This is a genomic window from Skermanella pratensis, assembly GCF_008843145.1.
Classification (GTDB): domain Bacteria; phylum Pseudomonadota; class Alphaproteobacteria; order Azospirillales; family Azospirillaceae; genus Skermanella; species Skermanella pratensis.
In genome coordinates this window covers 3846214-3871056 of the sequence record NZ_CP030265.1, presented here as the reverse complement: position 1 = coordinate 3871056, position 24843 = coordinate 3846214, and the positions used below count along the sequence as shown (strand labels likewise).

The 24843-nt window shown below is 67.8% G+C and carries 23 protein-coding genes; 11 read left to right on the top strand and 12 right to left on the bottom strand.

Features of this window, described 5'->3' with window-relative positions; all coding sequences use genetic code 11:
- The first annotated feature begins 184 nt into the window (after positions 1-184).
- On the top strand, positions 185-2455 hold the full coding sequence (locus tag DPR14_RS17755; protein ID WP_246148284.1) for a helicase-related protein: 2271 nt from the start codon (positions 185-187) through the stop codon (positions 2453-2455).
- A gap of 575 nt (positions 2456-3030) precedes the next feature.
- Here DPR14_RS17755 and DPR14_RS17750 read toward each other — a convergent pair.
- Complete coding sequence (locus DPR14_RS17750) at positions 3031-3222, bottom strand: hypothetical protein (RefSeq protein WP_158046342.1); 192 nt, start codon at positions 3220-3222, stop codon at positions 3031-3033.
- A gap of 179 nt (positions 3223-3401) precedes the next feature.
- Between DPR14_RS17750 and DPR14_RS17745 the strand changes: the two genes are divergently transcribed.
- Entirely contained in the window at positions 3402-3635 is a 234-nt protein-coding gene (locus DPR14_RS17745; RefSeq protein WP_158046341.1) for a hypothetical protein, read from the top strand.
- 508 nt (positions 3636-4143) lie between these two features.
- Here the strand turns inward: DPR14_RS17745 and hisI are convergent.
- Together hisI and metC are read right to left on the bottom strand one after the other, a co-directional pair.
- A complete protein-coding gene (gene hisI / locus DPR14_RS17740; RefSeq protein WP_425501044.1) occupies positions 4144-4545 on the bottom strand; it encodes a phosphoribosyl-AMP cyclohydrolase in 402 nt (133 codons plus the stop codon).
- A gap of 2 nt (positions 4546-4547) precedes the next feature.
- On the bottom strand, positions 4548-5723 hold the full coding sequence (metC, locus tag DPR14_RS17735; protein ID WP_158046339.1) for a cystathionine beta-lyase: 1176 nt from the start codon (positions 5721-5723) through the stop codon (positions 4548-4550).
- 323 nt (positions 5724-6046) lie between these two features.
- Here metC and DPR14_RS17730 point away from each other — a divergent pair, with 323 nt between their 5' ends.
- The 7 genes from DPR14_RS17730 to DPR14_RS17695 all read left to right on the top strand — a co-directional run bounded on the left by DPR14_RS17730 (position 6047) and on the right by DPR14_RS17695 (position 11903).
- Positions 6047-7072 (top strand): amino acid ABC transporter substrate-binding protein, encoded by a 1026-nt coding sequence (locus DPR14_RS17730; RefSeq protein WP_158046338.1) that lies wholly within the window; start codon positions 6047-6049, stop codon positions 7070-7072.
- Positions 7073-7229: 157 nt separating this feature from the next.
- Positions 7230-8429, top strand: a complete 1200-nt coding sequence (locus DPR14_RS17725; protein WP_192499006.1) for an amino acid ABC transporter permease — start codon at positions 7230-7232, stop codon at positions 8427-8429.
- A 1-nt stretch (position 8430) separates the two neighbouring features.
- Positions 8431-9570 carry an amino acid ABC transporter permease gene (locus tag DPR14_RS17720; protein ID WP_158046337.1) on the top strand — a complete coding sequence of 380 codons (1140 nt, stop codon included), beginning with the start codon at positions 8431-8433 and terminating at the stop codon, positions 9568-9570.
- Positions 9571-9594: 24 nt separating this feature from the next.
- Positions 9595-10371: an amino acid ABC transporter ATP-binding protein gene (locus DPR14_RS17715; protein WP_158046336.1), complete on the top strand. Its 777-nt coding sequence runs from the start codon at positions 9595-9597 to the stop codon at positions 10369-10371.
- A gap of 478 nt (positions 10372-10849) precedes the next feature.
- Positions 10850-11056 (top strand): DUF2795 domain-containing protein, encoded by a 207-nt coding sequence (locus tag DPR14_RS17705; protein ID WP_192499005.1) that lies wholly within the window; start codon positions 10850-10852, stop codon positions 11054-11056.
- Positions 11057-11076: 20 nt separating this feature from the next.
- Positions 11077-11355, top strand: coding sequence for a DUF2934 domain-containing protein (locus tag DPR14_RS17700; protein WP_158046334.1), 279 nt, complete (start codon positions 11077-11079; stop codon positions 11353-11355).
- 29 nt (positions 11356-11384) lie between these two features.
- Positions 11385-11903, top strand: a complete 519-nt coding sequence (locus tag DPR14_RS17695; RefSeq protein ID WP_158046333.1) for a hypothetical protein — start codon at positions 11385-11387, stop codon at positions 11901-11903.
- Between the two features lie 278 nt (positions 11904-12181).
- Here DPR14_RS17695 and tnpC read toward each other — a convergent pair whose 3' ends face one another.
- The 8 genes from tnpC to DPR14_RS17655 all read right to left on the bottom strand — a co-directional run bounded on the left by tnpC (position 12182) and on the right by DPR14_RS17655 (position 20955).
- Positions 12182-13771 (bottom strand): IS66 family transposase, encoded by a 1590-nt coding sequence (gene tnpC, locus DPR14_RS17690; RefSeq protein ID WP_158046332.1) that lies wholly within the window; start codon positions 13769-13771, stop codon positions 12182-12184.
- A 77-nt stretch (positions 13772-13848) separates the two neighbouring features.
- Positions 13849-14202: an IS66 family insertion sequence element accessory protein TnpB gene (gene tnpB / locus DPR14_RS17685; protein WP_158046331.1), complete on the bottom strand. Its 354-nt coding sequence runs from the start codon at positions 14200-14202 to the stop codon at positions 13849-13851.
- Positions 14199-14537 carry an IS66 family insertion sequence element accessory protein TnpA gene (gene tnpA, locus DPR14_RS17680; RefSeq protein WP_192499004.1) on the bottom strand — a complete coding sequence of 113 codons (339 nt, stop codon included), beginning with the start codon at positions 14535-14537 and terminating at the stop codon, positions 14199-14201. Before tnpA ends, tnpB begins: the two co-directional genes overlap by 4 nt.
- Positions 14538-14622: 85 nt before the next feature.
- Positions 14623-15408 (bottom strand): phosphate/phosphite/phosphonate ABC transporter substrate-binding protein, encoded by a 786-nt coding sequence (locus tag DPR14_RS17675; RefSeq protein WP_192499003.1) that lies wholly within the window; start codon positions 15406-15408, stop codon positions 14623-14625.
- A 65-nt stretch (positions 15409-15473) separates the two neighbouring features.
- On the bottom strand, positions 15474-17540 hold the full coding sequence (locus DPR14_RS17670) for a dipeptide ABC transporter ATP-binding protein (protein WP_158046328.1): 2067 nt from the start codon (positions 17538-17540) through the stop codon (positions 15474-15476).
- On the bottom strand, positions 17537-18409 hold the full coding sequence (locus DPR14_RS17665; RefSeq protein ID WP_158046327.1) for an ABC transporter permease: 873 nt from the start codon (positions 18407-18409) through the stop codon (positions 17537-17539). The genes DPR14_RS17670 and DPR14_RS17665 overlap by 4 nt, the downstream gene beginning before the upstream one ends.
- Positions 18390-19346: an ABC transporter permease gene (locus DPR14_RS17660; protein ID WP_158046326.1), complete on the bottom strand. Its 957-nt coding sequence runs from the start codon at positions 19344-19346 to the stop codon at positions 18390-18392. The genes DPR14_RS17665 and DPR14_RS17660 overlap by 20 nt, the downstream gene beginning before the upstream one ends.
- 10 nt (positions 19347-19356) lie before the next feature.
- On the bottom strand, positions 19357-20955 hold the full coding sequence (locus DPR14_RS17655; protein WP_158046325.1) for an ABC transporter substrate-binding protein: 1599 nt from the start codon (positions 20953-20955) through the stop codon (positions 19357-19359).
- A gap of 286 nt (positions 20956-21241) precedes the next feature.
- Between DPR14_RS17655 and DPR14_RS17650 the strand changes: the two genes are divergently transcribed.
- Entirely contained in the window at positions 21242-23335 is a 2094-nt protein-coding gene (locus tag DPR14_RS17650; RefSeq protein ID WP_246148280.1) for a protein kinase domain-containing protein, read from the top strand.
- Complete coding sequence (locus DPR14_RS17645) at positions 23332-23817, top strand: hypothetical protein (protein WP_158046324.1); 486 nt, start codon at positions 23332-23334, stop codon at positions 23815-23817. The genes DPR14_RS17650 and DPR14_RS17645 overlap by 4 nt, the downstream gene beginning before the upstream one ends.
- A 30-nt stretch (positions 23818-23847) precedes the next feature.
- Here the strand turns inward: DPR14_RS17645 and rpoH are convergent, their stop codons facing one another.
- Positions 23848-24732: an RNA polymerase sigma factor RpoH gene (gene rpoH, locus DPR14_RS17640; protein ID WP_158046323.1), complete on the bottom strand. Its 885-nt coding sequence runs from the start codon at positions 24730-24732 to the stop codon at positions 23848-23850.
- Positions 24733-24843: the final 111 nt, after the last annotated feature.

Genomic DNA, 24843 nt, shown 5'->3' with positions numbered 1-24843 from the left:
ATTAAAGGTTGGTAACAATGAGGATCGGAGATGCGGCTTCGTTCATGTTCCGGGTCATCGAGGCGCGCCCGACATCCGCCGGTCGCAACGCTGCGGGTTGACCCTGCCGATCCCCGGTGCGCATCTTCGGGTCTTCCGATCCGAAGGAATCCCCTGAAGAGGCCGAAGGCAGTGGCTGAAAACGATGGCTGAAGAAATGGACGTCCGGGACTTCCCCGAGGACGCCGACCCGCACCTGATCCACGAGATCGCCCGCCTGCATCCGGACTGCCTGACCCTTGCCGACGCCGGGATAGCGAGGATGGAGATGGCCCCGGCATCCGGGCTGGCCGCGCTGGGCCTGCCGCTGCCCAGGGGCAAGCGCGACCTGCTCGTGCCGGCCGAGCGGCGCGACGCGGTGGTGCGCGAGATCCAGGGGCATCTGGACCGGGCGAGGCGGCGGAACGAACTGCTCGCCGCGTCCCGCCGCGTTCTCGACCCGGCCGGGCACGTCTCGCTCCATCCCGGCGACGGGCGCGACAGGGTCCGGCTGGCCATGACCGACGCGCTGCCCTGGACCGGCATGGCGGAGCCCATCCGTTTCGCCGTTTCCCGCCAGATCGACGTGGACGAGTTCGCCGGACTGCACGATGCCGGGCCGGACCATGCCGGATTGCGCGACCGCCTGGTCGCCGACGGCGTCCTGGCCGAGCGGCTGCACGCCGACGCGGCTCGGCTGGCCGAACGGCTCTGGCGCTATGCGGAGGAGGCGGGCGCCGCCGACGACGGCTGGACGTTCGGTTCGCTGTGCGACCGGCTCGGCCGGGGGAGCCGCAACCACCAGGACGCCGACGAGATCCTGCGCCGCTGGGACCGGGAGTTCGACGCATGGCGGCGCGACAGAGCGGAGGCGCGCGGCCGGGCCTTCATCGACCGGCATTTCGATTTCTCGCGCTACGAGCTTCTCTTCCCGGTGGCGCGCGGCATGGGGCGGCGCCTCGTCCTGGTGATCGGGCCGACCAACTCGGGCAAGACCCACCGCGCGCTGGAAGCCCTGCGGGGCGCTTCTTCCGGGGTATACCTGGCGCCGCTGCGGCTGCTGGCCCTGGAGGTCATGGATCGGTTGAACCGCGACGGCACCCCGACGACGCTGCTGACCGGCGAGGAGGAGATCCGGACGCCGGACGCCCGGCACATGGCCTCGACCATCGAGATGATGGACCCGGAACGGCCGGTCGACGTGGCGGTGATCGACGAGATCCAGATGCTGGCCGATGCCGACCGCGGCTGGGCCTGGACCGCGGCACTGATGGGAGTCCCCGCGGATACCGTCTACCTGCTGGGGGCGCCCGAGGCCCGGCAGCTGGTCGAGCGGGTGGCGGCCCACCTGGGCGAGCCGCTGGAGATCGTCGAACTGGAGCGGAAGGCGCCGCTCTCGATGATCCCGCGCCGGCTGGAATGGACCGACGTCGAGGCCGGCGACGCGCTGATCGCCTTCTCCAGGCGGGACGTCCACCTGATCCGCGACGCGGTCCATGCCCAGGGACTGACGGCCGCCGTCCTCTACGGAGCCCTGGCGCCGGACGTTCGCCGGCTGGAAGCGGAACGCTTCCTGTCCGGGCTGGCCGACGTGGTCGTCGCGACCGACGCCATCGGCATGGGGCTGAACCTGCCGGTGCGCCGGGTCCTGTTCACCGCCCTGGAGAAGTTCGACGGCACCGCGGTCCGGCCGCTGGCGCCGGCGGAGATCCGCCAGATCGCCGGGCGGGCGGGGCGCTTCGGCCAGTTCGAGGCAGGCGAGTTCGGCGTGGTCACCCGCAACACGCCGCAGGCCCTGAAGACGCTGATGGAGCGGCCCGACGCCAGGCTGGGGCCGCAGGCCTCGCTCGCGATCCGGCCGACCCGCTCCATGCTGGCCCGGCTGGCGGAGTACAGCGGCACGACGGCGATGACGCTGCTGATCGACTGGTTCTCGGCCGCCAGGACGGCGGGATCGCTCTACCGCATCGGCGACCTGGGGGCTCTCCGCCGCCTGGCGCTGCTGCTCGACGAGCGGTCGCTGGCCTTTCCGGACAAGCTGAGCCTGCTGTTCGTCCCGGCCGACCTGGAGAAGGAGGCCGAGATGCGGCTGTTCCGGGCGATCCTCCAGGCCGTCGAGACCGTGGAGCCGATGCCCATCGGACATGTGGTGCCGAGCCGGATCGACGGGCTGGGCGACCAGGCGCTGGAGGACCTGTCGCGCGCCTGCGACCTCTATTACTGGGCGGCTCGGCGGTTCCGGACCCTGTTCCCCGACCGCGACGGGGTGCGCGAGCGACGGGCGCTGATCGGCAGCCGGCTGGGGGATCTGCTCGCCTCCCGCGCACGCCGCGAGCGGGAGCCGAAGCAGTCCGCCGGATCGGCGGGGAAGGGCGGGAAGCCCGGGCCGGGCTTTCGCGGGGCGCCGCGCAAGCGCTTCGGGCCGCGGCGCCGGTAACGGCCGGAGGGTGCGGCGCCAACCGTCCACAGGCGCGCGCGCCGGGTGTAGCGCCGGCTGTCAACTGTATTCTTCGCAGGACGGAGATGTTCTCAGGGTGTTGTAAGGACGGCACATGAATACTGATTCTTCATTGAGGCGGTTCCAAGTGAAACCTGAATCTTTTGCTTGACACCCCGAAATCAAAGGAGTGCCTAAAAATTAGGCATCTGGTTCAAGTGGCAGGATCCGGCTAGGGTGGGGCGTCTCGATCCACAGAGTTATCCCCAGATTCTGGGGATGAAAAATCCGCGTCGCAGGCGGTGCCGGAAAGTTGGAATGCAGTGGATTGGAATATGCACTTCGTATTATGCCAAACGGCTGAGGCGGCAGGGCGGCACGGAAGCGGTTCAAGGAACAGTCTGTATTCATATCCTGGCGGTTGCATGCTTGGCCGATAAATGGCTTGATGCAGGCAATTACGTTGAATGTACGGATCAATCGGGAAGAATGATATTATAATTTTATATATCGAGCACGATGATTGCTTCCGGTGACTTCCGCCCCCTTGTCCCCCCGTTCCGTGGTCCCAAGGGCTACCGGAACTGTCCGAGGCAATGAGCCTGGCTATCCAGCGCACCCAGGACGCTGCGCCAGATCTCCCGTCCTTCCCGATCGCCGCAGGCGTCGGCATCCTCGATCCGCGCTTCAGCCTGGCGGGCCGCGAGACGACCATACCGGCCGATCAGGAGGTTGGCCACCGCCCAGTGTTCATGCTCCACCACCATCCGTTCCCCCGCTGCGTCGTCTTGTCGCCGGGCGGAACAAGTCCCGCCCGATACCCCTTTTTAACAGCAGCAGCCACTCCATTATTCCACCCACCGACGACGTTTTCTCGCGTATGCCTCGCGCGATCGGCCTGTCGGCGGATCCCAATCACGCTAATCGACGGAGCTATTCCACCCCGATGAGTTGGATCGTCAGAATCATCGTGCTTTCCCTGGTCGTCGGGCTGGCCTTGTCGTTTCTCGATATCGAACCGATGGGCATTCTCCACGACACCTGGGACACCGTCCTGGATGTCTTCGGCCTGTTCGCGAGAGTCGCGGAATGGGCGCTTCCCTATGTCCTGGTCGGCGCGGTCGTGGTCGTTCCCCTGGCGCTGGTCGCGGCCCTGCTTCGTTATCTCCGGCAGCGCTGACAAGGTGGAACATGGCTAATTCGTGCGTAGTGTGACAAACCTGTGATGCTCCGGGTGCGCAGTGTCAGGGTCGGCACGTTATGGTTAATTTACGCCTGCGACCGGAACATGACCTGACCTGCACTGAGAGCCCATGGCAGCAAAGGTCCGCTCGCATCCTCTACTCATCGCGCATTCGCCTCGGGTGACAGCTTGCTGTCACCTCTTTTTTTGCCGCTCCCATAGCAGAAGGCAAGCTATCACCTTGCTCGTCGTGGGGTCTTTTCCCCATGCGCGAAAGAAAAGAGCCAGAGGTTCTTGGGAGAACCCCTGGCTGAAAGGCGATTACAGGGAGGGTTAGAGACAAGAGTGTTTCTATACCAGGGCCGCGGGCGCCACGTTGATCTAGATCAACGGTCGGGATTCTTATCGAAGGTTTTCGCAAAAAGTCTGCCGACTTGGTCGGCATTAGGCTTTCGGAAGTCTTAACGCGTCTCTTGCGGCATTCCTCCGCATTCCTTCGGGTTGTCTAGGCCTTCGACCCGTAGAGATTCTCCGGGTCCGTCTCCACGTCCAGGATGGTCTCGACACCCCCCTGCCGGGCCGCCCGGTAGAAGCAGCTCCGGCGTCCGGTGTGGCAGGCGACCCCGGTCTGGTCGACCAGGAGGAGCACGGCGTCGCCGTCGCAGTCGACCCGAAGCTCCTTCAGGTGCTGGATCTGGCCGGACGTCTCGCCCTTGCGCCACAGCTTGCCGCGCGAGCGGGAGAAGTAGCAGACGCGGCCGGTCGCCAGCGTCTCCTCCAGGGCGGCGCGGTTCATCCAGGCCAGCATCAGCACCTCCCCGGTGTCGTGCTGCTGGGCGATGGCCGCGACCAGTCCGTTGGCGTCGAAGCTGACGAGGTCGAGCACCTCGCGGCTGCCGGCGTTCATGGTCATGCCGCGGCCGCCAGACGGGCGAACCCTTGGTCGAGGTCGGCGATCAGGTCGCTCGGGTCTTCCAGGCCGGCGTGCAGCCGGATCATGGGGCCGTCGGAGCGCCAGCGGGTGGCGGTGCGCAGCTTCTCCGGGTGGATCGGCAGGATCAGGCTCTCGTAGCCGCCCCAGCTGTAGCCCATCCCGAACAGCTCCATGCCGTCGAGGAAGGCGGCGACCGCCGCCGCGGAGCAGGGCTTCAGCTCGATCGCGAACAGGCCGCAGGCGCCGGTGAAGTCGCGCCGCCAGAGCGCGTGGCCGGGATCGTCCGGCAGGGCGGGGTGGAGCACCCGGACGACCTCGGGCCGGGCCTGGAGCCAGCGGGCGAGAGCGATGGCGGTGTCCTGGTGCTGCCGGAGGCGGGCGCCCATGGTGCGCAATCCGCGCAGGCCCAGATAGATGTCGTCCGGCCCGGCGCAGGTGCCGAGCTGCACCGCGTTGCGCTTCAGGCGGTTCCAGACCTCCTCGGTGCCGGCGGTGATCACGCCGAGCATCGCGTCGGAGTGGCCGACCATGTATTTGGTCGCGGCGTGGATCGACAGGTCGACGCCATGGTCGAACGGCTTGAAGAACAGCGGCGTCGCCCAGGTGTTGTCGATCATCACGACGGCCCCCGACTTCCTGGCGGCGTCGGCGATGGCCGGCACGTCCTGCACCTCGAAGGTCAGGGAGCCGGGCGATTCCAGGAAGACCACGCGGGTGTTCGGCCGGATCAGCCGCTCGATGCCGGCCCCGGCCAGGGGGTCGTAGAACTCCGCCTCGACGCCGAGCCGCTTGAGCATGTCGGAGCAGAACAGCCGGGTCGGGCCATAGACGCTGTCGGTGACCAGGATGTGGTCGCCGGCCGATACGAAGGCGAGCAGCGCCGTAGAGATCGCCGCCAGCCCGGACGGCGCGGTCACGGCCTTGAAGCCGCCCTCAAGCCGGGCCACCGTCGCCTCGAACGCCTGGGATGTCGGCGTGCCGATGCGGCCGTAGCGGACGCCGTCGAACGAGTGGCCGGCCTCCTCCAGCGCCGCCACCGTGGGGAACAGCACGGTCGAGGCATGGTAGACCGGCGGGTTCACGATGCCGAAATTGGCCTGCGGGTCGTTGCCGGCATGGGTCAGGATGGTGTCTGGACTGGCGTTTTTCATGGCTTCTGCTGAGAAGATGGGCGGTTCCTCCCCGGCGCGCCGCAGGGCGGGCGACGGGGCGCTGGACGAAGGCGCAGTCTGTCATTCCCGCGGGCTCCGGCCAACCCCGTTCGCCGACGCGCGGCGCAGGGCGGCAGCGCTATCGATCGAGCCGGCTCATGTCCCGCGGCGCGACCGGGGTCATGCACTTTTGTAGGGGCAGCATCAATCAAAAGCTATTCCAAATGGCTCAAACATTGCTAGAACTTGATCGGGTGGCCGGACGGTACCGGCTGCTCCCAAGGCCAGTTCATGCAAGTTGTAAAAATAACAGGGTAGGTCCAATGAAAACCAAAATCATTGCCGCGATGGGCACAGCGCTGGCGATCGCTCTGGGAAGCACCGCCGCATTTGCGGGACCGACGCTGAACGCGGTCAAGCAGAAGGGTTTCGTACAGTGCGGCGTCAACACCGGCCTGCCCGGTTTCTCCAACCCGGACAGCCAGGGCAACTGGACCGGGCTGGACGTGGACTTCTGCCGCGCGGTCGCGGCCGCCATCTTCGGCGACGCCAAGGCCGTCCGGTTCACGCCGCTCTCCGCGCAGCAGCGCTTCACGGCCCTGCAATCCGGCGAGATCGACATCCTGTCGCGGAACACGACCTGGACACTTACCCGCGACACCTCGCTCGGCCTGAACTTCGCGCCGACCACCTTCTATGACGGCCAGGGCTTCATGGTTCCGAAGGCGCTGGGCGTGTCGAGCGCCACGGAGCTGAACGGCGCCACGGTCTGCGTGCAGCCCGGCACCACGACCGAGCTGAACCTGGCCGACTATTTCCGTGCGAAGGGCATGCAGTTCCAGCCGGTCGTGATCGAGTCCTTCGACGAGGTGAACGCCGCGTTCTTCTCCGGCCGCTGCGACGTCTACACCACCGACGCCTCGGGCATGGCGTCGATCCGCTCGACCCTGGCGCCCAACCCCGACGACTACATCATCCTGCCCGAGCTGATCTCGAAGGAGCCGCTCGGCCCGGCGGTGCGCCACGGCGACGACGAGTTCTACGACATCGTCAAGTGGACGGTCTACGCTACCCTGGAGGCGGAGGAGAAGGGGGTCAACTCCGGCAACGTGGACGAGATGCTGAAGAGCCAGGACCCGACCATCCAGCGGCTGCTGGGCTCCACCCCCGGCGTGGGCCAGGCGCTCGGCCTGGACGAGAAGTGGGCCTACAACGTGATCAAGACCGTCGGCAACTACGGCGAGATCTTCGAGCGCAATGTCGGCGTCAAGACGGCGCTGAAGCTGGAGCGCGGCCCGAACGCTCTGTGGACCAACGGCGGCCTGATGTACGCGATGCCGGTCCGCTGATCCGGCGTGCCGCCGCCGCCGCGAGAACGCGGACGGCGGCGGCGGCCCTCTCTTCGCCTTCAATTCCGCCCGTCTTCCCGGCCCGTTCTCCTTCAGGCCAGCCGACAGGCCATGGGTCCGGGCCAGGCTCCCGTTTCAACCGGGAAAGGAGAGATCCTTGGCAATATCGACCAGAGGCCCCGGGAGCCTGGCTCCCCAGGCGCCGCGCCGCTCCCTGATCAACGATCCGAACGTCCGGGCGATCTTCTTCCAGATCCTGGTGCTGGGCGGCGTCGTGCTGCTCGGCTGGTACCTCGTGTCCAACGTGCTGGAGAACCTGGCGCGGCAGAACATCGCGACGGGCTTCTCCTTCCTGGACCGTGAGGCCAGTTTCGCCATCGGCGAGTCGATGATCGCCTATTCGCCGGCCAGCAGCTACAGCCAGGCACTGTTCGTGGGGTTCCTGAACACCATCAAGGTGGCGGTGCTGGGCATCTTCCTGGCCACCATCCTGGGCACGATCATCGGCATCGCCCGGCTGTCGAGCAATTTCCTTGTGGCGAAGCTGGCCTCGATCTATGTCGAGGTCATCCGCAACGTGCCCGTCCTGCTGCAGCTGTTCTTCTGGTACGCCGTGATCAGCGAGAGCCTGCCCGGGCCGCGGCAGGCGCTGAACCCGGTTCCCGGCGTGTTCCTGAGCAACCGCGGCATGAAGTTTCCGGGGCTGGCCGACGACCCGATCTGGACCTGGGTGGGGTTGGCATTGGTGGCCGCGATCGTCGGCGTCTGGCTGCTGGCGCGCTGGGCGCGCAAGCGCCAGGAGGCGACCGGGCAGCAGTTCCCGGTGGTGCTCGCCTCGATCGGCGTGCTGGTGGCGCTGCCGCTGCTGACTTGGGCCGCCGGCGGCGCTCCGACCGCGCTCGACGTTCCGGAGCTCCAGGGCTTCAATTTCCGCGGCGGCATCAACATCAGCCCCGAGTTCGCGGCGCTGCTGCTGGGACTGGTGATCTACACCGCCAGCTTCATCGCCGAGATCGTGCGCAGCGGCATCCGGGCGGTCAACTGGGGCCAGACCGAGGCGGCCTCCGCCCTGGGCCTGCACCGCGGCGAGGTGCTTCGCCTGGTGGTGCTTCCCCAGGCCCTGCGGATCATCGTGCCGCCGACCACCAGCCAGTACCTGAACCTGACCAAGAACAGCTCGCTCGCGGTCGCGATCGGCTATCCCGACCTGGTCAGCGTCGCCAACACGACCCTGAACCAGACGGGCCAGGCGATCGAGGCGGTGTCGATCATGATGGCGGTGTACCTGACCATCAGCCTCGGCATCTCGCTGTTCATGAACTGGTACAACACACGCATCGCCCTGGTGGAGCGCTGACATGGCAGACCATATCTCCCTCCAGGGTCCCGACACCGTGTCCTCCGGCTCCGCCGGCTCGCAGGTGGTCAAGCCGCCGGCGCTGGCGCTCGGCCCGCTCGGCTGGGTCAGGGCGAACCTGTTCAACAGCTGGTTCAACTCGATCCTGACGATCTTGATCCTGTGGCTGGGATACCTGGTGATCCCGCCGCTGCTCAACTGGCTGTTCTTCAACAGCGTCCTGCCGGGCGAAGGGGTGACCAACCAGACCTGCCGGGCGTCGGGCGGGGCCTGCTGGGCCTTCATCCACGAGAAGTACCGGCTGATCCTGTTCGGACTTTACCCCTACGAGGAGCAGTGGCGGCCGATCGCGGCGATCCTGATCATCATCGGGATGCTGGCGCTGAGCTGCAACCGCAACTTCTGGCGGCCCTGGCTCGCCGCCGTCTGGGCGGGCGCCGCGGTCGTCGTGGGCGTGCTGATGTGGGGCGGCGTGCTGGGCCTGCCGTTCGTCCGCAACACCCTTTGGGGCGGCCTGCCGCTGACGCTGATCCTGTCGGTGGTGGGGCTGGTCGTGGCCTTCCCGCTGTCGATCCTGCTGGCGCTGGGACGGCGGTCCGACCTGCCGATCGTCAAGTCGATCTGCGTGGTCTATATCGAGCTGATCCGCGGCGTGCCGCTGATCACCGTGCTGTTCATGGCGTCGGTGATGTTCCCGCTGTTCCTGCCGACCGGCGTGACCATCGACAAGCTGCTGCGCGCCCAGATCGGCCTGATCCTGTTCGCGTCCGCCTATCTGGCGGAGGTGATCCGCGGCGGCCTTCAGGCGATCCCGAAGGGCCAGTACGAGGCGGCGGACAGCCTGGGCCTAACCTATTGGCAGAAGACCCGCAAGATCATCCTGCCGCAGGCGCTGTCGATCACCATCCCGCCGCTGGTCAACACCTTCATCGGCTTCTTCAAGGACACCTCGCTGGTGATCATCATCGGCCTGTTCGACCTGATGAGCGCGTCGAAGGCGGCGCTGACCGACCCCGCCTGGCGCGGCTTCTACAAGGAGTCGTACCTGTTCGTGGCGCTGATCTACTTCGTCTTCTGCTTCTTCATGTCGAAGTACAGCCAGTGGCTGGAGCAGGAGCTGCACCGCGGCCACAAGCGATAAACGCATTCCACCGGGAGACGACACATGAGCGACGCGAGACAAACGGCGGCGACGCAGGCTGGCAACGATATCGCGGTCCAGCTCAGCGACGTGCACAAGTGGTACGGCGAGTTCCACGTGCTGAAGGGCATCAACCTGACCGTGGCGCGCGGCGAGCGGATCGTGATCTGCGGCCCGTCCGGCTCCGGCAAGTCCACGCTGATCCGCTGCATCAACCGGCTGGAGGAGCACCAGCGCGGCAGCATCATGGTGGACGGGGTCGAGCTGACCAACAACCTGAAGAACATCGACCAGGTGCGCCGCGACGTCGGCATGGTGTTCCAGCACTTCAACCTGTTCCCCCACCTGACCGTGCTGGAAAACTGCACCCTGGCGCCGATCTGGGTCCGCAAGATGCCCAAGGACCAAGCCGAGGCCATGGCGATGAAGTACCTGGAGCGGGTACGTATCCCCGACCAGGCCCGGAAGTATCCCGGCCAGCTCTCCGGCGGCCAGCAGCAGCGCGTGGCGATCGCCCGCTCGCTGTGCATGAGCCCCAAGGTGATGCTGTTCGACGAGCCGACCTCCGCCCTCGACCCCGAGATGATCAAGGAGGTCCTGGACGTCATGATCAGCCTCGCCCAGGAGGGCATGACGATGCTCTGCGTGACCCACGAGATGGGCTTCGCCCGCACCGTGGCGAACCGGGTCATCTTCATGGACCGCGGCGAGATCGTCGAGCAGAACGAGCCGATCGAATTCTTCAACAACCCGCAGTCGGAGCGGACCAAGCTGTTCCTGAGCCAGATCCTGGCGCATTGAAAGCAGGATGGCGGCGGCATCCGTGCCGCCGCCGTCCCATCGGCCGCTGCCCGAGTCGGCGTACGGATGTCGGGGGAGGCTGCTTCGGCTGATCGATATCTTCTTCTTATTGGGGCTGTTTCATGGCTTCGCAGCAGGCTTGATTGCCTGGAGGCTACGGTACAATGCGGAACTTCAAATCGAACTCAGTGATGTTCTCGGGATTTCAGTCGACCTGGTAGAGCGGGAGGCCTCGCGTCCTCGGTTGGCCGAAGCCGTTCTGGCCGAGGTCGTGCCCCTGTGAAACGCGACACCATAGTTGTATTCCCGAACTGATCGCCGAGTTGAAGAATGACTGAAGCTGCGAGAGTGATGCGGGCGTTCAAAACAGCCTGCTGCACGGAAGACGCAGTTCTCCTTGTTCGAATGGTTCTGGGGACGATCCCGGGCGAAACCTGTTGTCAGGATCTAAGCGATCCATTCAACCGGAGACTTCGGCATGAGCAAGGGCCTGGACGGACATTCCCCGACCGACGTGACCCATCACCTGAAGGGGATCGATTTTCCCGCCGGGAAGGAGGATCTGGTCAAGCACGCGAAGCAGCAGGGCGCCGACGAGAGCGTGGTCGACCTGATCGGCAAGATGCCCGACGGCCGGTACGAGACCATGGCCGATGTCATGAAGGGCGTGGGCAAAGCCGGCTGAACGCTTGCGGAGGACTGGCGATGACGGGGAACCTGGAAGATCGCATCCGGCGGCGCGCCCATGAGATATGGGAACATGCCGGACAGCCCGAAGGCCGGAACGACGAGCATTGGGAGCAGGCCTGCCGGGAACTGGCGGCCGAGGATGCCGCGACGGGCCGGGAGTTCGACGTCGAGCCGAACCTGTCTGCCGTGGCTGCGGGACGGATGGAAGCGACCGGGTCGCCGCAGGCTCCCCTGTCGCCCGGCGCGGCCAGCAGCGGCAGGATGGCCAAGGCCCGGCGGAAGGACGCGACCTGATGCGCGGAGTTGAGCGGAGGAGTGGTTCGATGCGTGCCCCGATCCTTGCCATGGCCGGCCTGATCGTGGCCTGCACTGCATTTCCGGCGGTTGCGCAGCAGGACAGCTGCCTGGACGAGATACAGCGGCTGGAAGCCGCGTTCGCGCAGGGCGGCGGGCCGGCGGGCGACCAGGCCGGAGCCAGTCCGCAAGGCGGAGGAACGCCCAACGCCGACCGGGCCCAAAGCCCGGCGACCAGCCGGGAGGCGATATCCAAGGATCTGGCGCGGTCGGGCGGCACGGTGGCGCCGTCCAGCATCGGCAGCGGCGTCGGTTCCGAGCAGCCCGACCGCGGCATCGAGCCCATACCCCTGGGCCAGAACCCCGGCCAGCAGCCGGGAACGCGCGCGGGCGCCACCATCACGCCGCAGCAGCGCGACGACATGGCCTCAATGCTGCGCGAAGGCCGCGCCGCCGCCGAGCGGGGTGATACCGGGACCTGCCTGGACATGGTCCGGCAGGCGCGGCAGACGGCACGCTCCGCCATGACGGGGGCGGGAGGCGGGTGATCGTTTGCTTGGGCGGGATGCACGCGTCCGTGCGCCTCCTACCTCCATTCTCGGGAAACGAGTGACCCAAACCATAGGCCGGCGCGCGCCTCCGGCGAGGCCGAACCTACCAGGCGCCGAGATGGACGGGTCAGCGTCATAAGCGATCGAACCGTAACTCCAAGGATTCACGGTAAACCAGCGACGAAGGCACCTACTCGAGCGCCGTCACGCGCGCAGATTCCCGATGGTGGGCAGCGGGAGGATTTGCCGATGGGAGAGACCTCGGCGCGGCCGGATCAGGCGGCGGCGGCAGTGTGAGGAGCGATGTTCATGCGGCCTGGATCGGCGGAACTGCTGGCGTCGGGCGGTCGCCAGTTGAACGGCAGCAAGGTATCGAGCGCTTGGATCTTGGTCCGTCCGATCCGGCCGATGACGTCGGTCAGGTAGGCTTCCGGGTTGATCCCGTTCAACCGGCAGGTTTCCACCAGGCTGTAGATCACGGCGGCGACCTTGCCGGCAGCATCCGAGCCGATCACGTTCCAGTTTTTCCTGCCGATGGCTATGCCACGCAGCGCCCGCTCGGCCGTCAGATTATCGATTTCCAGCGTGCCATCGGCGGCGTAGCGCGCCAAGGCATCCCACTGTGCGTTCATGTAGCCGAGTGCCTTAGCCAGTTCGCTGCGCGGCGCCACCTGGCTCAGCCGCTCGGTGAGCCAGGTCCGCAGGGCGTCGAGCAGCGGCACCGCCTCGCTCTGGCGCACCGCCAGGCGTTCCGCGGGCGGCAGCCCGTAGATCCGCCGCTCGATGCGGTACAGCGCGGCAATCTGCTTCACGCCCTCGCCAGCAACCGGCGAGCCCTTGGCGCGCACCAGATCGACCAGCTTGCGGCGGGCGTGGCCAAGGCAGCCGGCCTCAACCATGGCACCACCCCGGTACAGGTGATCGAAGCCGGAGAAGGCATCGGCCTGCAGGGTGCCCTTGAAGCCAGCCAGGTGCTGGCCCGGATGCTTGCCAGCGCGTCCGGCGGAGAAGCGGAACACCGCGATCGACGGTTCGATGCCGCCGCGCGGCCGGGTGTCGTCGGCATAGACCCAGAAGCGGCCGTCGTGAGTGCCGGAACGGCCCGGATTGAGAACGGTCACCGGCGTGTCGTCGGCATGGATCTTGGTCCGCCGGAGCAGCAGCTCGAGCAAGCGGTCGGCAATCGGCGCCAGATCGCGCGCGGCCGCCTCGACCCAGCCGTACAGGGTGGTGGTGGCGAGCAGCACGCCGAACCGGGCGTAGTGCGCCGCCTGCCGGTGCAGCGGCATGTGGTTGAGGTACTTGGCGATGACGACCTGGGCGATGGTGCCGGCGGTGGGCAGGCCACGCTCGATCGGCCGGTCGTCAGGAGCCGGAGCCTGGGCCAGTTCACCGCAGGTCCTGCAGGCGAACTTGGGCCGGACCGTGACATGAACCTCGGCATGGGCCGGCACGAGGTGGAGCTGTTTGCTCTCGTCCTGGCCGATCCGGGCCATCTCCCGGCTGCAGCACGGGCACTGCGTGCTGGCGGGCAGGATCTCGCGGGTCACTCGCGGCAGACTGTCGGGCAGAGGACGCCGACCCCCGCGGCTGCGGCGGTGCCGTCCGGTCGTGTCCTCGCCCGAGGGTTCCGCCTCGCCGGGATCGGCTGGCGCAGGTGCTGCCGTGTCGAGCAGGCTGAACTGATCCGGGCTCATCTTCTCCGAGGAACGGCCGAAGATCCTGTGGCACAGAACCGCCAGGAACGTCTCCAGTCGTTCGTTCTCGCGCGTCAGCACCGCAACCCGACGTTCCAGCACGGCGATCCGCTCGAGCGGATCATCCTTCGGGTTCGCAGGATTGCTGTCGCGCTGGTCATCTTTCATGTAAAGAAAGTATCCGCGCCGGCCCTCCTGGTAAACAGCGGCAGAAGCAGTAACATAGAAGTAATGCAGGCTTCTGTTCAGACGATAAGCAGGGGCTTCGCGATGGGTTTTGTCTTGGCTGATCGCCAGTCCAGACCGTCAACGAGCAGCGACATCTGGGCCCGGCTGATCGTCACGATGCCATCCGCCGGGCTTGGCCAGATGAACTTTCCCTCGGTCAGGCGTTTCTGCATCAGCAGAAAGCCGGTGGTGTCGTACATTAGAACCTTGATCGTGTGCGCCGAACGCCCTCGGAAAACGAAAAGATGGCCACTGAAGGGATCCTGGAGCAGCACTGTCTGAATCTGTGCGGCAAGGCCGTCGATGCCACGGCGCAGGTCGGTCCGACCCGCCGCCAGATAGACACGCACGCCATCCGGCAGCCCGATCACGAACGCCTCTCGACGACGTCGAGCAGCCGGCCCAGGGTCACGGCGTCGAAGCCACGCCCAACCCGAAGGACGCTGCCCCCCTTCAGAACCAGTTCGATCCGGTCATCCCACGGCTCCGAAACACTCACCGCCGGTTCGGCGACATGGACCGCCAGATATGCAGTCAGGGCATCGGCGGCCTGCGCTTTGAGCCGGGAGTTCCAGTAGCCCAACGTGCCTGCCTTCAGCCCATGACGCTCGCTGTACAGCCGCAGCGACAGGCCGTTGCTCTTCCAGCCCGCCACGTGATCCCGCCAGAACTGCTCACGGTCTCCCAAGTGCCCGCCATCGGCCATCGCAGCCTCCATCGATTTCCTGTCACCAGGAAAGCTCGGCTTCAACAGACCGGCGGAAAAGGTGCCTTCGTCGCTGGTTTACGATTCACGCCAGCTCCGGATACCCCACCGCTGCGGCCTGGGCCGCCAGGCCGGTGACGACGCGGTAGGCGCGGTCGGGCAGGAGGTCGAATCCGTCGAGCAACAGGTCCGCGCGCGCCGCCGACAGTCCGGGCGACGTCGCGGCGGCCTGGAGTGCCGCCCGCAGGGCCGCCAGGGTCCCGTCGTCGGTGCCGGCCGCGGTGACCAGGGGCAGGCAGGGCGTGGCGGCCGTGACGGCGAGGACGCGCACGCCTTCCACCAGACTTGCCCGGTGGCGGCTGAGGTGGGCGAAGGTGACGCAATCCACCGCGGCCACGTCGGCGCCGCCGTCGGCAACCCGGTGCAGGCTCGCCAGATGGCTGCCGCTGACCGAGACCGAGCCGAAAAAGCGGCCGTCCCGGGCCAGCGGGGCTACGGCCGCGCGCAGCATGTTCATGCCGGTGTTGCTGTCCCAGCCGTTGATGATGCAGCGGCTGCCGCGCAGCTCGACCAGCCGCTGCACCGGACTGTCGGCACCCACCACGATGAAGCCGCGATGGCGGCTGCCGCTGCATCCCGGCGCCCGGTAGCGCGGCGTCGCCACGACCCTGACCATGCCGCCCAGACTGGTCACCAGCGGAAGCCCGCAGGTCTGGCTGAGGAACAGGTCCGGTGCCTGCCAGAGGTCGGCCGGCGCGCCGTCGAAGGTCAGCAGGCCGGGTACCCCATCCAGGCCGGCCTCGTCCATGTGCCTGGCGACGGCGCTCCACAGGGCGATGTGGGCGTCCCGCAGTTCCGGGAGATCGTACATCGGCAGGGAGGCCCGCCCGACGGTGGCGAGGGTGGATGTTTCATGAGAGCCAACCGCTTCGGGACTCATGGGCGCCGGCCGATCGGCAGCGGGGCCTGCGGCGCCCGGGCGCGCCGGGGCTTTTGCGCCGCCATCCCTGCCACCTGGGACGCCTCCAGCGCGTCGAGCGCCACCCAGCACCGGATCATGTGTCCCCCTCCCGCATCGCGCCAAGGCGGAGCCTCGCTCCGGCATTTATCATACGCCCGCGGGCACCGGGTTTGGAACGGGCAGCCTTCCGGCCGGTCCGCCGGACCGGGAGCCGGCCTGTCCAGGCTGACCGGCCGCTCCGGGACGATGCCTCCCAGCTTCGGCACCGCCTCGATCAGCGCGTGGGTATAGGGATGGAAGGGCGGCTGGAACACCCGCTCGGTCGGCCCGACCTCCACCAGCTCGCCCAGATACATCACGCCGATCCGGTCCGACAGGTAGCGGACCACAGCCAGATCGTGCGAGATGAACAGGTAGGCCGCCTGGCTTTCCCGCTGGAGGTCGAGCAGCAGGTTGAGGATCGACGCTTGGACCGACACGTCCAGGGCGGAGGTCGGCTCGTCAAGGATCACCAGGCGCGGGTCGCCGGCGAAGGCCCGGGCGATGGCGACCCGCTGGCGCTGGCCGCCGGACAGTCGGTCCGGGGTGGCGTTCATCAACTCCGCCGGAAGCTGCACGTCGCCCAGCAATGCCGCCGAGCGGTCGCGCTTTCGCCGCCCGCCCAGGCCGGCCAGCACCCGCACGGCGCGGCCGAGGATCGAGGCGACCCGCTTGCGCGGGTTGAGCGTCGTGTCCGGCGTCTGGAACACCATCTGCACGTCGCGGCGCTGCCGCCGGGTCCGCCGGCCGGCCTGTCCGGCCACCCGCTCGCCGGCCAGGGCCACGGTGCCGGCGCTGGGCGGCACCAGCCCGGCGATCACCTTGGCGAGCGTGGACTTGCCGCTGCCGGATTCGCCGACCAGCCCGAAGGTCTCGCCCGGCGCGATCTCCAGGTCGATATCCTTGAGGATGTGGGCGCGGCCGTAGCGCCGCCCGACGCCGGCCAGGCTGAGCAGCGGCATGCCCTGGATCGGCTCCGGCATCGGCTCCGGTCGGCCGCGGGCGGCGCTGCCCGGTGCCGGGGTCTCGCCATGGAAGAAGCAGCGGCTGAGATGCCGGGTGCCGGCGCGCAGCAGGTCGGGATGCTCGACCCGGCAGACCTGGCGGGAGATCAGGCAGCGCGGCTCGTACAGGCAGCCGGTGCCCAGGTCGGCCAGGTCCGGCACGCCGCCGGCGATCCCGGCCAGCCGGCGGTCGCGCTTGCGCGCGCCGAAATCGGGGATGCAATCGAACAGCGCCGCGGTATAGGGATGGCGGTGCCTCTTGAAGACCTCCGCGACCTTGCCCTGCTCGATCAGCTCGCCGGCATACATCACGCCGATCCGGTCGCAGACCTGCTGGACCACGGCAAGGTTGTGGCTGATGAACAGGATGGCGGCGTTCATCTCCCCGCGCAGGTCGGCGAACAGGTCCAGGATGTCGGCCTGGACGGTCGCGTCCAGCGCGGTCGTCGGCTCGTCCAGGACCAGAAGGGCCGGATCGGTGGCGAGCGCCATGGCGATCACCGCGCGCTGCTGCATCCCGCCGGAGAGCTGATAGGGGTACAGGCCCGCGACCCGGTCGGGGTCGGCGATCCGGACCCTGCGCAGCATGCCGAGCGCCGCCTCGGCGGCGTTGCGGCGGCTCATGCCGGCGTGCAGGCGGAACACCTCGGCCACCTGCTCGCCGACCTTCAGGGTGGGGTTCAGCGCGCCGCCCGGGTTCTGGTAGACCATGGCGATCCGGCCGCCGCGCACCCGGCGCAACTCCGCCTCGCCGAGTTGGAACAGGTCGCGGCCTTCGAACAGGACGTGGCCGCCGCTCAAGTTACCGTTCTTGGGCAGGTGGCGCATCACGGCCATGGCGAGGGTGGACTTGCCGCAGCCGGATTCGCCGACCAGCCCATAGGCTTCGCCGGGCTGGATCACCAGCGAGACGCCGCGGACGGCATCGACCCGGTCGCGCCGGCGCCGGTAGCTGATGGTGACTTGGTCGAGTTCGAGCAGGGGGGCGGATGCGGTCACGGCTCCAGATATTCCTTAAGCCCGTCGGCGGCCAGCCCTATGGCGACCACCACCCAGGCGATCGCCAGCGCGGGAAACAGGACGGTCCAGGGCGCCGTGGTCAGCAGCGCCTGGTTCTCGCTGACCATCAGGCCCCAGTCGGGGGTCGGCGGCTGGACGCCCAGGCCCAGGAAGCCTAGCGTCGCGGAGGTGAAGACGGCATAGCCGAGCCGGACCGTCCCCTCGACGACCAGCGGCCCGCGCACGTTGGGCAGCAGCTCCATCGCCATGATGTAAAGGGCGCCCTCGCCGCGGAGCTGGGCCGCCATGACATATTCCTTGCGGGCCTCGACCAGCGCCGATGCTCGCACGGTGCGGGCGATCAGCGGCGCGAACACCAGCCCGATCACCAGCACCACGTTGCCGGTGCCGGCCCCCAGGAATGTCAGCGCCAGCATCGCCAGGATGACGATCGGAAAGGCCATGACGGCGTCCAGCACGCGCATCACCACCTCGTCCACCCACGACCCGAACCAGGCGGTGGCCAGCCCGATGGCGGCGCCCAGGGCCAGCCCCAGAAGCGTCGCCGCCGGCGCTATGGTCAGCACATAGGCGCCGCCGTGGATCACCCGGCTCAGGATGTCGCGGCCGAGCTGGTCGGTGCCGAACCAGTGGGCGGCCGAGGGCGGCTGGGAGATCGCCAGGAAGTCGATGTCGGCGGGCGGGTAGGGGGCGATCCAGGAAGCGCCCAGGGCGGTCACCACCCAGACCAGGATCATCAGCAACCCGATGGCGAGCGATACCGTGCCGCGCGGCATCGCCGCCCGGTGCCTGTTCCTGTCGTGTCGGCTCCCGTCGCGGCGGCCGCGGTCAGTGAGCGTTACGGCCATGGCGCACCCGTGGATTCAACGCGGCATAGAGGAGATCCGCCGCCAGGTTGCCCAGGGCGAACACGAAGGTGATGGCGAGCGAACAGCCGACCAGCAGCGGGATGTCCTTGTTGGTCGCCGCGAAATGGATCAGGCTGCCGATGCCGGGATACTTGAACAGCGTCTCGACCACCACCAGCCCGCCGACCAGCCAGCCGATCTGGGCGCCGATCACGGTGATGGTCGGAAGCAGCGCGTTGCGCAGCACGTGGCGGCGGATCACGGTCCGTTGCGGAAGGCCCTTCAGCACGGCCGTCCGGGTATAGTCCGCCGCCAGCGCCTCGATCATGCTGGCCCGGGTCATGCGGAACAGGTAGGCGAACAGCAGCAGCACCAGGCAGCCGACCGGCAGCACCAGATGGGCCGCCACGGTCAGCGGCCCGGCGCCCTCGGGCGGCAGAGCCTGGATCGGCAGCCATCCCAGCCAGATGCCGAACACCAGGATCAGCAGGACGCCGGTGACGAATTCGGGCAAGGCCCCGACCGCCAGCCCGGCCACCGACAGCACGCGGTCGAACAGCCCGCCCTCCCGCCGCGCCGCGGCGACTCCCGCCGCGACCGCCAGCGGAACCAGCACGGCCAGGCCGCTGCCCGCCAAGGTCAGGGAGCGGCCGAGCCGTTCCGCCACCAGGGGGAAGACGGCGGTGTCGAAGGCGTAGGACCGCCCCCAGTCGCCCCGGACCACGCCGGCCAGCCACTCGGCATAGCGGACCGCGACGGGTCGGTCGGCGCCCAGCTCGGCGTTCAGCCGCTCGACCGCGTCCTGGGGCGCGAACGGCCCCAGGATGATGCGGCCGACATCGCCGGGAAGCACGTTGGTGATGGCGAAGATCAGGACCGACGCCACCGCCAGCGTCACCAGGACCAGCAGGACGCGGCGCCCAAGGAAGCGCAGCATGCCCGCCCCCTCAGGCGTCCAGCCAAGTCCGGGTCATGTCGAGATAGTTGGACATGCTGCCGGTCAAGCCCTTCACGCTGGTGCGGGCCGCCCGCAGGTTCTTGTTGAAATAGGCGATGACGGCCGGGACCTCGTCGTTGAGGATCGCCGCCATCTCGGAACCCAGCTTGCCGCGTTGCGCCACGTCCGGTTCCGCCTCGAACCGGGCGAGCAGGGCGTCGAACGCCTCGTTCTTCCAGTGGGCGGCGTTCCATTCCGCGCCGCCGCGGAAGGATTGCGCCAGGATCTGCGCCGCGACCGGTCGGCTGGTCCAGTCGGTCAGGCCGAAGCCGACCTCCGTCCAGTGGTTGTAATAGAGATTGGTCGGCTCGACCTTCAGATTGACCTTGATCCCGGCGGGCGCGAGCATCTGCTGGGCCAGCGCCGCGAATTGCGGCAGTTCAAGGTACTGGTGGGTATAGAGGTCGATCGGGAAGCCCTGCGGGTATCCCGCGTCGGCCAGCAGTTGGCGCGCCCGGGCGATGTCGGCCTGGCGCTGCGCCAGCTCGATCTTCTCCGGGTAGATCGGCGCGATCGGGTGGTCGTTGGCGACGTCGGCCAGTCCGCCCAGAAGCCCCCGGACCATGGCCGGGCGGTCGAAGCAGAGCGCCACCGCCTGGCGGACCCGCTTGTCGTCGAACGGCTTCATGTCGGTGCGCATGCAGAGCTGCCGGTGGTCGGCGGCGTCGGCCTGGATCAGCGCCACGTTCTTGTCGTTCCGGATGCCCTGGGCGTCGATGTAGCTGAGCTGCTGGACCACCTGGACGTCGCCGGACTGGAGCGCCAGCACCATCGGCTGCGGCGACTCGAAGGTCTGGATCTCCAGCCTGTCCAGGTAGGGCTTTGGCTGGTCCCAGTAATCGGCGTTCCGCTCGAACTTCGCTCCTTCCTGGGGCCGGTAGGAGACCAGCTTGAACGGTCCTGTACCGATCGGCTTCTCGGCGAAGTTGCCGGCATAGTCGGCGGGCAGGATCACGCAATTGTAGGTGTGGGTGAAATAGGGGAAGGTCCCGATCGGCCGGTCGAGCGTGAAGCGGACGGTGTGGTCGTCCACCTTGGCCACGCCCTCCTTCTTCAGGAACGGCATGGCGCCGGCGGCCGGCGAGGCGTTGGCCGGATCGACCAGCCGCTGGAAGGTGGCGACCACGTCGTCGGCGGTCAGCGGGCGCCCGTCGTGGAACTTGACCCCCTGGCGCAGCGCGAAGGTCCAGACCTTGCCGCCCTCGCTCGGCTCCCACGAGGTCGCCAGCACCGGCCGCAGCGTCAGGTCGGGCTCGGCATAGACCAGGTATTCCGCGACCTGCTGGACGATCGCGATGCCGCCCGAGCTGTTCAGCCTGACCGGGTCGATCGAGGTGGCGGCCGGGACCGCGATCTTGAGAGACCCGCCGCGCCGCGGCGTGCCCTGCGCGGATGCCGGGAGGGTCCATGCCGCTGTTCCGGCCAGCCCGAGGGCGGCTCCCAGCGCCAGCGACGACGCTCCGGCAAGGAACTGGCGGCGGGTGGAGCCTTCGGCCGTCAGGCCCGGCAGGGTAGTGGCGGGAAAGCTCCCATCGGTGCGCTTTACCATGGTTCTGGTGCCTCCAGTTCTTGGGCGCGCACTTCACGCGACGCCGGTCTTTCGTAGTCTCGGGACCGCCATCCCGTCAGGACGGCGGCCGGATCGGTCGAGTTTCGCACAGGCTGAGGATCAGCGCCGGATAGCCATTATCGCACCGTAGCCGTCTTGTTCAGATAAAATGGTGACAATAAACGCCACCGACCGTATTTGGTTGCCGGCGTAACCCGACCGGCCGGATCGGGCGGGCTTGGTTCCAGGTGAAAGCTCTTAACGCTTCGTTATCGGTCGATGTGCCATGCTGGACCCGACGCTGTTTGCAAGCCGGGACTCCTGCGACCTGATGGCGACCGCCGCCCAAGCCACCGCCCCCGGATCCGGTTCTGCCGGCCGCGATGTCGAACCCGTCTCGCTGGCCGGGCGATTCGAGATACAGCCCGGGAATCCGCTCCCCGCCCTGGATGGACCGGCCGGCAAGGCCTATGCCGTGCGCGCGCTCCGCGACCGCAGGATGGAAGTCTTCGCGATCGTCGGCACGGCAGGCGTGCCGGCCCGGATGGACCTGCTGTCCGGCATCCGCGGCGTCGAGCATGTCGCGCTGATGCGCATGGTCGAGTGGGGGATGGTCGACTGGCCGCTCGACGGGTTGAAGCGGATCGTCTTCATCCTGGAAAATCCCGGCGGGCGCCGGCTGATGAACAGCCTGAACGACACCCGCGAGCAGATGACGCAGGAGCAGATCACCCGCGCGGTGATCCAGCCGCTCGCCTCGGCGCTCCGCGAGTTGTCCAGCCGGGGCATCGTCCACGGCGACATCCGTCCCACCAACATCTTCCTGCGCGACCAGGGGACGGCGGGCGTGATGCTGGGCGAATGCGTCTCGACCGTGACCTCCTTCGGGCAGGTGCCGCTGTTCCTGACGATCGAGCGCAGCATGGCGCAGCCGTCGGGGCGGGGCGCCGGAACCACCGCCGACGACCTCTACGCGCTTGGGGTCACCATCCTGCTGCTGTTCCTGGGCCGCAACCCCGTGCGCCACCTGGACGACGAGGCGATGCTTCAGGCCAAGCTGGACCGCGGGACATACCCGGCGCTGGTCGGCACGTCGCGGCTGTCGCTCAACCTGATGGAGCCGCTGCGCGGGCTGCTGGCCGACGATCCCAAGATGCGCTGGACCCTGAACGACCTGGATCTCTGGCTGAGCGGCCGGCGGCTGAGTCCCAAGCAGCCGCAGGTGCCGCGCAAGGCGGCCCGGCCCTTCGAGTTCTCCGGCACGAGCTACTGGCATTGCCGCGGGTTGGCCCGGGTCTTCGCCAGGAACCCCGCCGCGGCGGTCCCGGTGATCGAGAACGGCGACCTGGACCGCTGGCTGCGCCGCAGCCTGGGCGACGAGGCGCGCGCCGAGGCGGTGGCGACCGCGGTCGAATCGGCCGGGGCCAACAAGGGCGGCAACTTCGAGGAGCGGCTGGTTGCCCGGGTCTGCATCGCGCTCGATCCGCCCGCACCCATCCGGTACAAGCAGAAGGCTGTCATGATCGACGGCTTCGGGACCGCCATGGCCGAGGCCTTCGCCCGCAACGAGGGCTACCAGGCGCTGGGCGAGGCGATTTCCGCCCAGCTGCCGATGTTCTGGGTCGGCATGCAGGCCGAGTTCAAGGCCGAATACGTGCCCATGAGCCAGACCTTCGACGCGCTGCGCACCCTGCTGGAACGACTCGGCTCCGGCTACGGCATCGAGCGGGTGCTGTACGAGCTGAACCCGATGCAGCCCTGCTTCAGCCCCATGGTCCGCAACCATATGGTGACCAGCGCCAACGAGCTGCTGACCGCGCTGGAGGAGGTCGCGGGCCAGCCCGGCCGGCCGCGGGAACCGATAGACCGCCATATCGCCGCCTTCCTGATCGCGCGCTACCGCAAGCTGGACGAGCGGCTGATCGCGCTGACCACGCCGAGCGGCGAGACGTTGCGGCGCATCTCGGCCATGGTCAACGTGCTGGCGGAGGTGCAGAAGCGCTATGGGCCGGCCAGCCTGCCGAACCTGTGCGGCTGGATGATCGACCTGATCGGCCCGGCGATCGACCGCTTCCACAGCCGTGCGCACCGCGGCAGGCTGCGCGGCGAGGCGGCCCGGTCGGCGGCGGAGGGGAACCTGATGGGCCTGCTGAAGCTGATCGACGACCCGGCGGCGATCCGCAAGGACGAGATCGAGTTCGCCCGCGCGCGGCGTGAGTTCCAGATCGCCGGCCGCGAGGTCGAGAAGCTGAGGCGGGAGATCGCGAACCGCACGGAGATCGCGGAGAGTTCGGGCCGTCAGGCGGCGGCGGTGGTGTCCAGCGTGTTCGCCACCGTGGCGCTGGTCGGCATCGGTATCTACATGGTGATGCTGCGATGAGCCGGGGAGGAAGCGGAAGGGGCCGCAAGGGCAATTCCAGCGGCATGGTGACCGCGCTGGTGATCCTGTTCCCGGCGGGACTGATCTTCCTGCCCAGCACGATCCTGCTGATGGTCGGCATGATCCCGACCGCGGTCGCCTATGTGGTGGACCGCGACCCGGACAAGACGGCGCCCATGACCGTGGGCGCGCTGAACTTCGTCGGGGTGGTCGCTTTCATCATCAGCCTCTGGCAGGGCGGGCACACGATGGGAGCGCTGGCCAAGGTGATGTCGGACCCCTTCGCCTGGCTGGTGATGTACGGCTCCGCCGGGATGGGCTGGGCGCTCTATTACGGGATTCCGCCCGCGGTGGCGGGCTGGATCACGCTCCGCGCGGAGAACAGCATCGCCAAGCGGCTGGGCGAGCAGCAGGAACTGATCGCCGAATGGGGGCCGGAGGTCAGCGGCGTGGTCGAACCCGAAGAGGAGAACCCGGAATAGGGGCGGATCGCAACGGGGAGCGGCCGGCCCTCATTGGGCCAGCCGCTGCTCGATAGCCGCGTTCTTGATGTTCTTCTGGAGCTTCTCGAACGCCCGGACCTCGATCTGGCGCACGCGCTCGCGGCTGATGCCGTACTGCTGCGACAGGTCCTCCAGCGTGGTCGGCTCGTCGCGGAGGCGCCGCTCGGTCAGGATATGCCGCTCGCGCTCGTTGAGGTTGGTCATGGCGCTCTTGAGCAGGGCGCGGCGCTTGGTCAGCTCCTCCCGCTCGGCCAGGTGGATCTCCTGGGTGTCCTTCTCATCGACCAGCCAGTCCTGCCACTCGCCCTCGCTGTCGGCCCGCAGCGGCGCGTTCAGCGAATGGTCGGGGCTGGCCAGGCGGCGGTTCATGTTGACCACGTCCTGTTCGGGCACGTCCAGCTTGGTCGCGATCTGGGTCACGTGCTCAGGCGACAGGTCGCCCTCGTCGATCGCCTGCATCTGCCCTTTGAGCTTGCGCAGGTTGAAGAACAGCTTCTTCTGCGCGGCCGTGGTGCCCATCTTGACCAGCGACCAGCTGTGCAGGATGTATTCCTGGATAGCGGCGCGGATCCACCACATGGCGTATGTCGCAAGCCGGAAGCCGCGGTCCGGGTCGAATCGCTTGACCGCCTGCATCATGCCGACATTGCCTTCCGAGATAAGCTCGGACAGCGGCAGGCCGTAGCCACGGTAGCCCATGGCGATCTTGGCGACCAGCCGGAGATGGCTGGTCACCAGCTTGTGCGCGGCCTCGGTGTCGCCGTGCTCGCGCCAGGACTTGGCGAGCATGAACTCCTGCTGCGGCTCGAGCATGGGGAACTTGCGGATTTCCTGAAGGTAGCGGGCCAGATTGCCTTCGGAACTGATGACCGGGACGCTGGGAGTGTTCGACATTTGCTAGCCCCTCTCTTCGGGCGGTGGTTATTCGTGCCTGAGTAACCTTGATCCCCGACCGCCACGGGAACCGACCCATCCGGGGCCCGGCCTTTGCGACCATAATACCCC

Bases quoted from the DNA above. Each gene is read 5' to 3' on its own strand.
- metC (WP_158046339.1), bottom strand. From the start codon at position 5,723: ATGAAAAACGCCAGTCCAGACACCATCCTGACCCATGCCGGCAACGAC.
- DPR14_RS17675 (WP_192499003.1), bottom strand. From the start codon at position 15,408: ATGTACGATCTCCCGGAACTGCGGGACGCCCACATCGCCCTGTGGAGC.
- DPR14_RS17700 (WP_158046334.1), top strand. From the start codon at position 11,077: ATGACGGGGAACCTGGAAGATCGCATCCGGCGGCGCGCCCATGAGATA.
- DPR14_RS17645 (WP_158046324.1), top strand. From the start codon at position 23,332: ATGAGCCGGGGAGGAAGCGGAAGGGGCCGCAAGGGCAATTCCAGCGGC.
- tnpC (WP_158046332.1), bottom strand. From the start codon at position 13,771: ATGAAAGATGACCAGCGCGACAGCAATCCTGCGAACCCGAAGGATGAT.
- hisI (WP_425501044.1), bottom strand. From the start codon at position 4,545: ATGAACGCCGGCAGCCGCGAGGTGCTCGACCTCGTCAGCTTCGACGCC.
- DPR14_RS17705 (WP_192499005.1), top strand. From the start codon at position 10,850: ATGAGCAAGGGCCTGGACGGACATTCCCCGACCGACGTGACCCATCAC.
- DPR14_RS17745 (WP_158046341.1), top strand. From the start codon at position 3,402: ATGAGTTGGATCGTCAGAATCATCGTGCTTTCCCTGGTCGTCGGGCTG.
- DPR14_RS17665 (WP_158046327.1), bottom strand. From the start codon at position 18,409: ATGGCCGTAACGCTCACTGACCGCGGCCGCCGCGACGGGAGCCGACAC.
- DPR14_RS17650 (WP_246148280.1), top strand. From the start codon at position 21,242: ATGCTGGACCCGACGCTGTTTGCAAGCCGGGACTCCTGCGACCTGATG.
- DPR14_RS17755 (WP_246148284.1), top strand. From the start codon at position 185: ATGGCTGAAGAAATGGACGTCCGGGACTTCCCCGAGGACGCCGACCCG.
- DPR14_RS17695 (WP_158046333.1), top strand. From the start codon at position 11,385: ATGCGTGCCCCGATCCTTGCCATGGCCGGCCTGATCGTGGCCTGCACT.
- tnpA (WP_192499004.1), bottom strand. From the start codon at position 14,537: ATGGCCGATGGCGGGCACTTGGGAGACCGTGAGCAGTTCTGGCGGGAT.
- DPR14_RS17750 (WP_158046342.1), bottom strand. From the start codon at position 3,222: ATGGTGGTGGAGCATGAACACTGGGCGGTGGCCAACCTCCTGATCGGC.
- DPR14_RS17715 (WP_158046336.1), top strand. From the start codon at position 9,595: ATGAGCGACGCGAGACAAACGGCGGCGACGCAGGCTGGCAACGATATC.
- DPR14_RS17655 (WP_158046325.1), bottom strand. From the start codon at position 20,955: ATGGTAAAGCGCACCGATGGGAGCTTTCCCGCCACTACCCTGCCGGGC.
- DPR14_RS17730 (WP_158046338.1), top strand. From the start codon at position 6,047: ATGAAAACCAAAATCATTGCCGCGATGGGCACAGCGCTGGCGATCGCT.
- DPR14_RS17720 (WP_158046337.1), top strand. From the start codon at position 8,431: ATGGCAGACCATATCTCCCTCCAGGGTCCCGACACCGTGTCCTCCGGC.
- DPR14_RS17660 (WP_158046326.1), bottom strand. From the start codon at position 19,346: ATGCTGCGCTTCCTTGGGCGCCGCGTCCTGCTGGTCCTGGTGACGCTG.
- rpoH (WP_158046323.1), bottom strand. From the start codon at position 24,732: ATGTCGAACACTCCCAGCGTCCCGGTCATCAGTTCCGAAGGCAATCTG.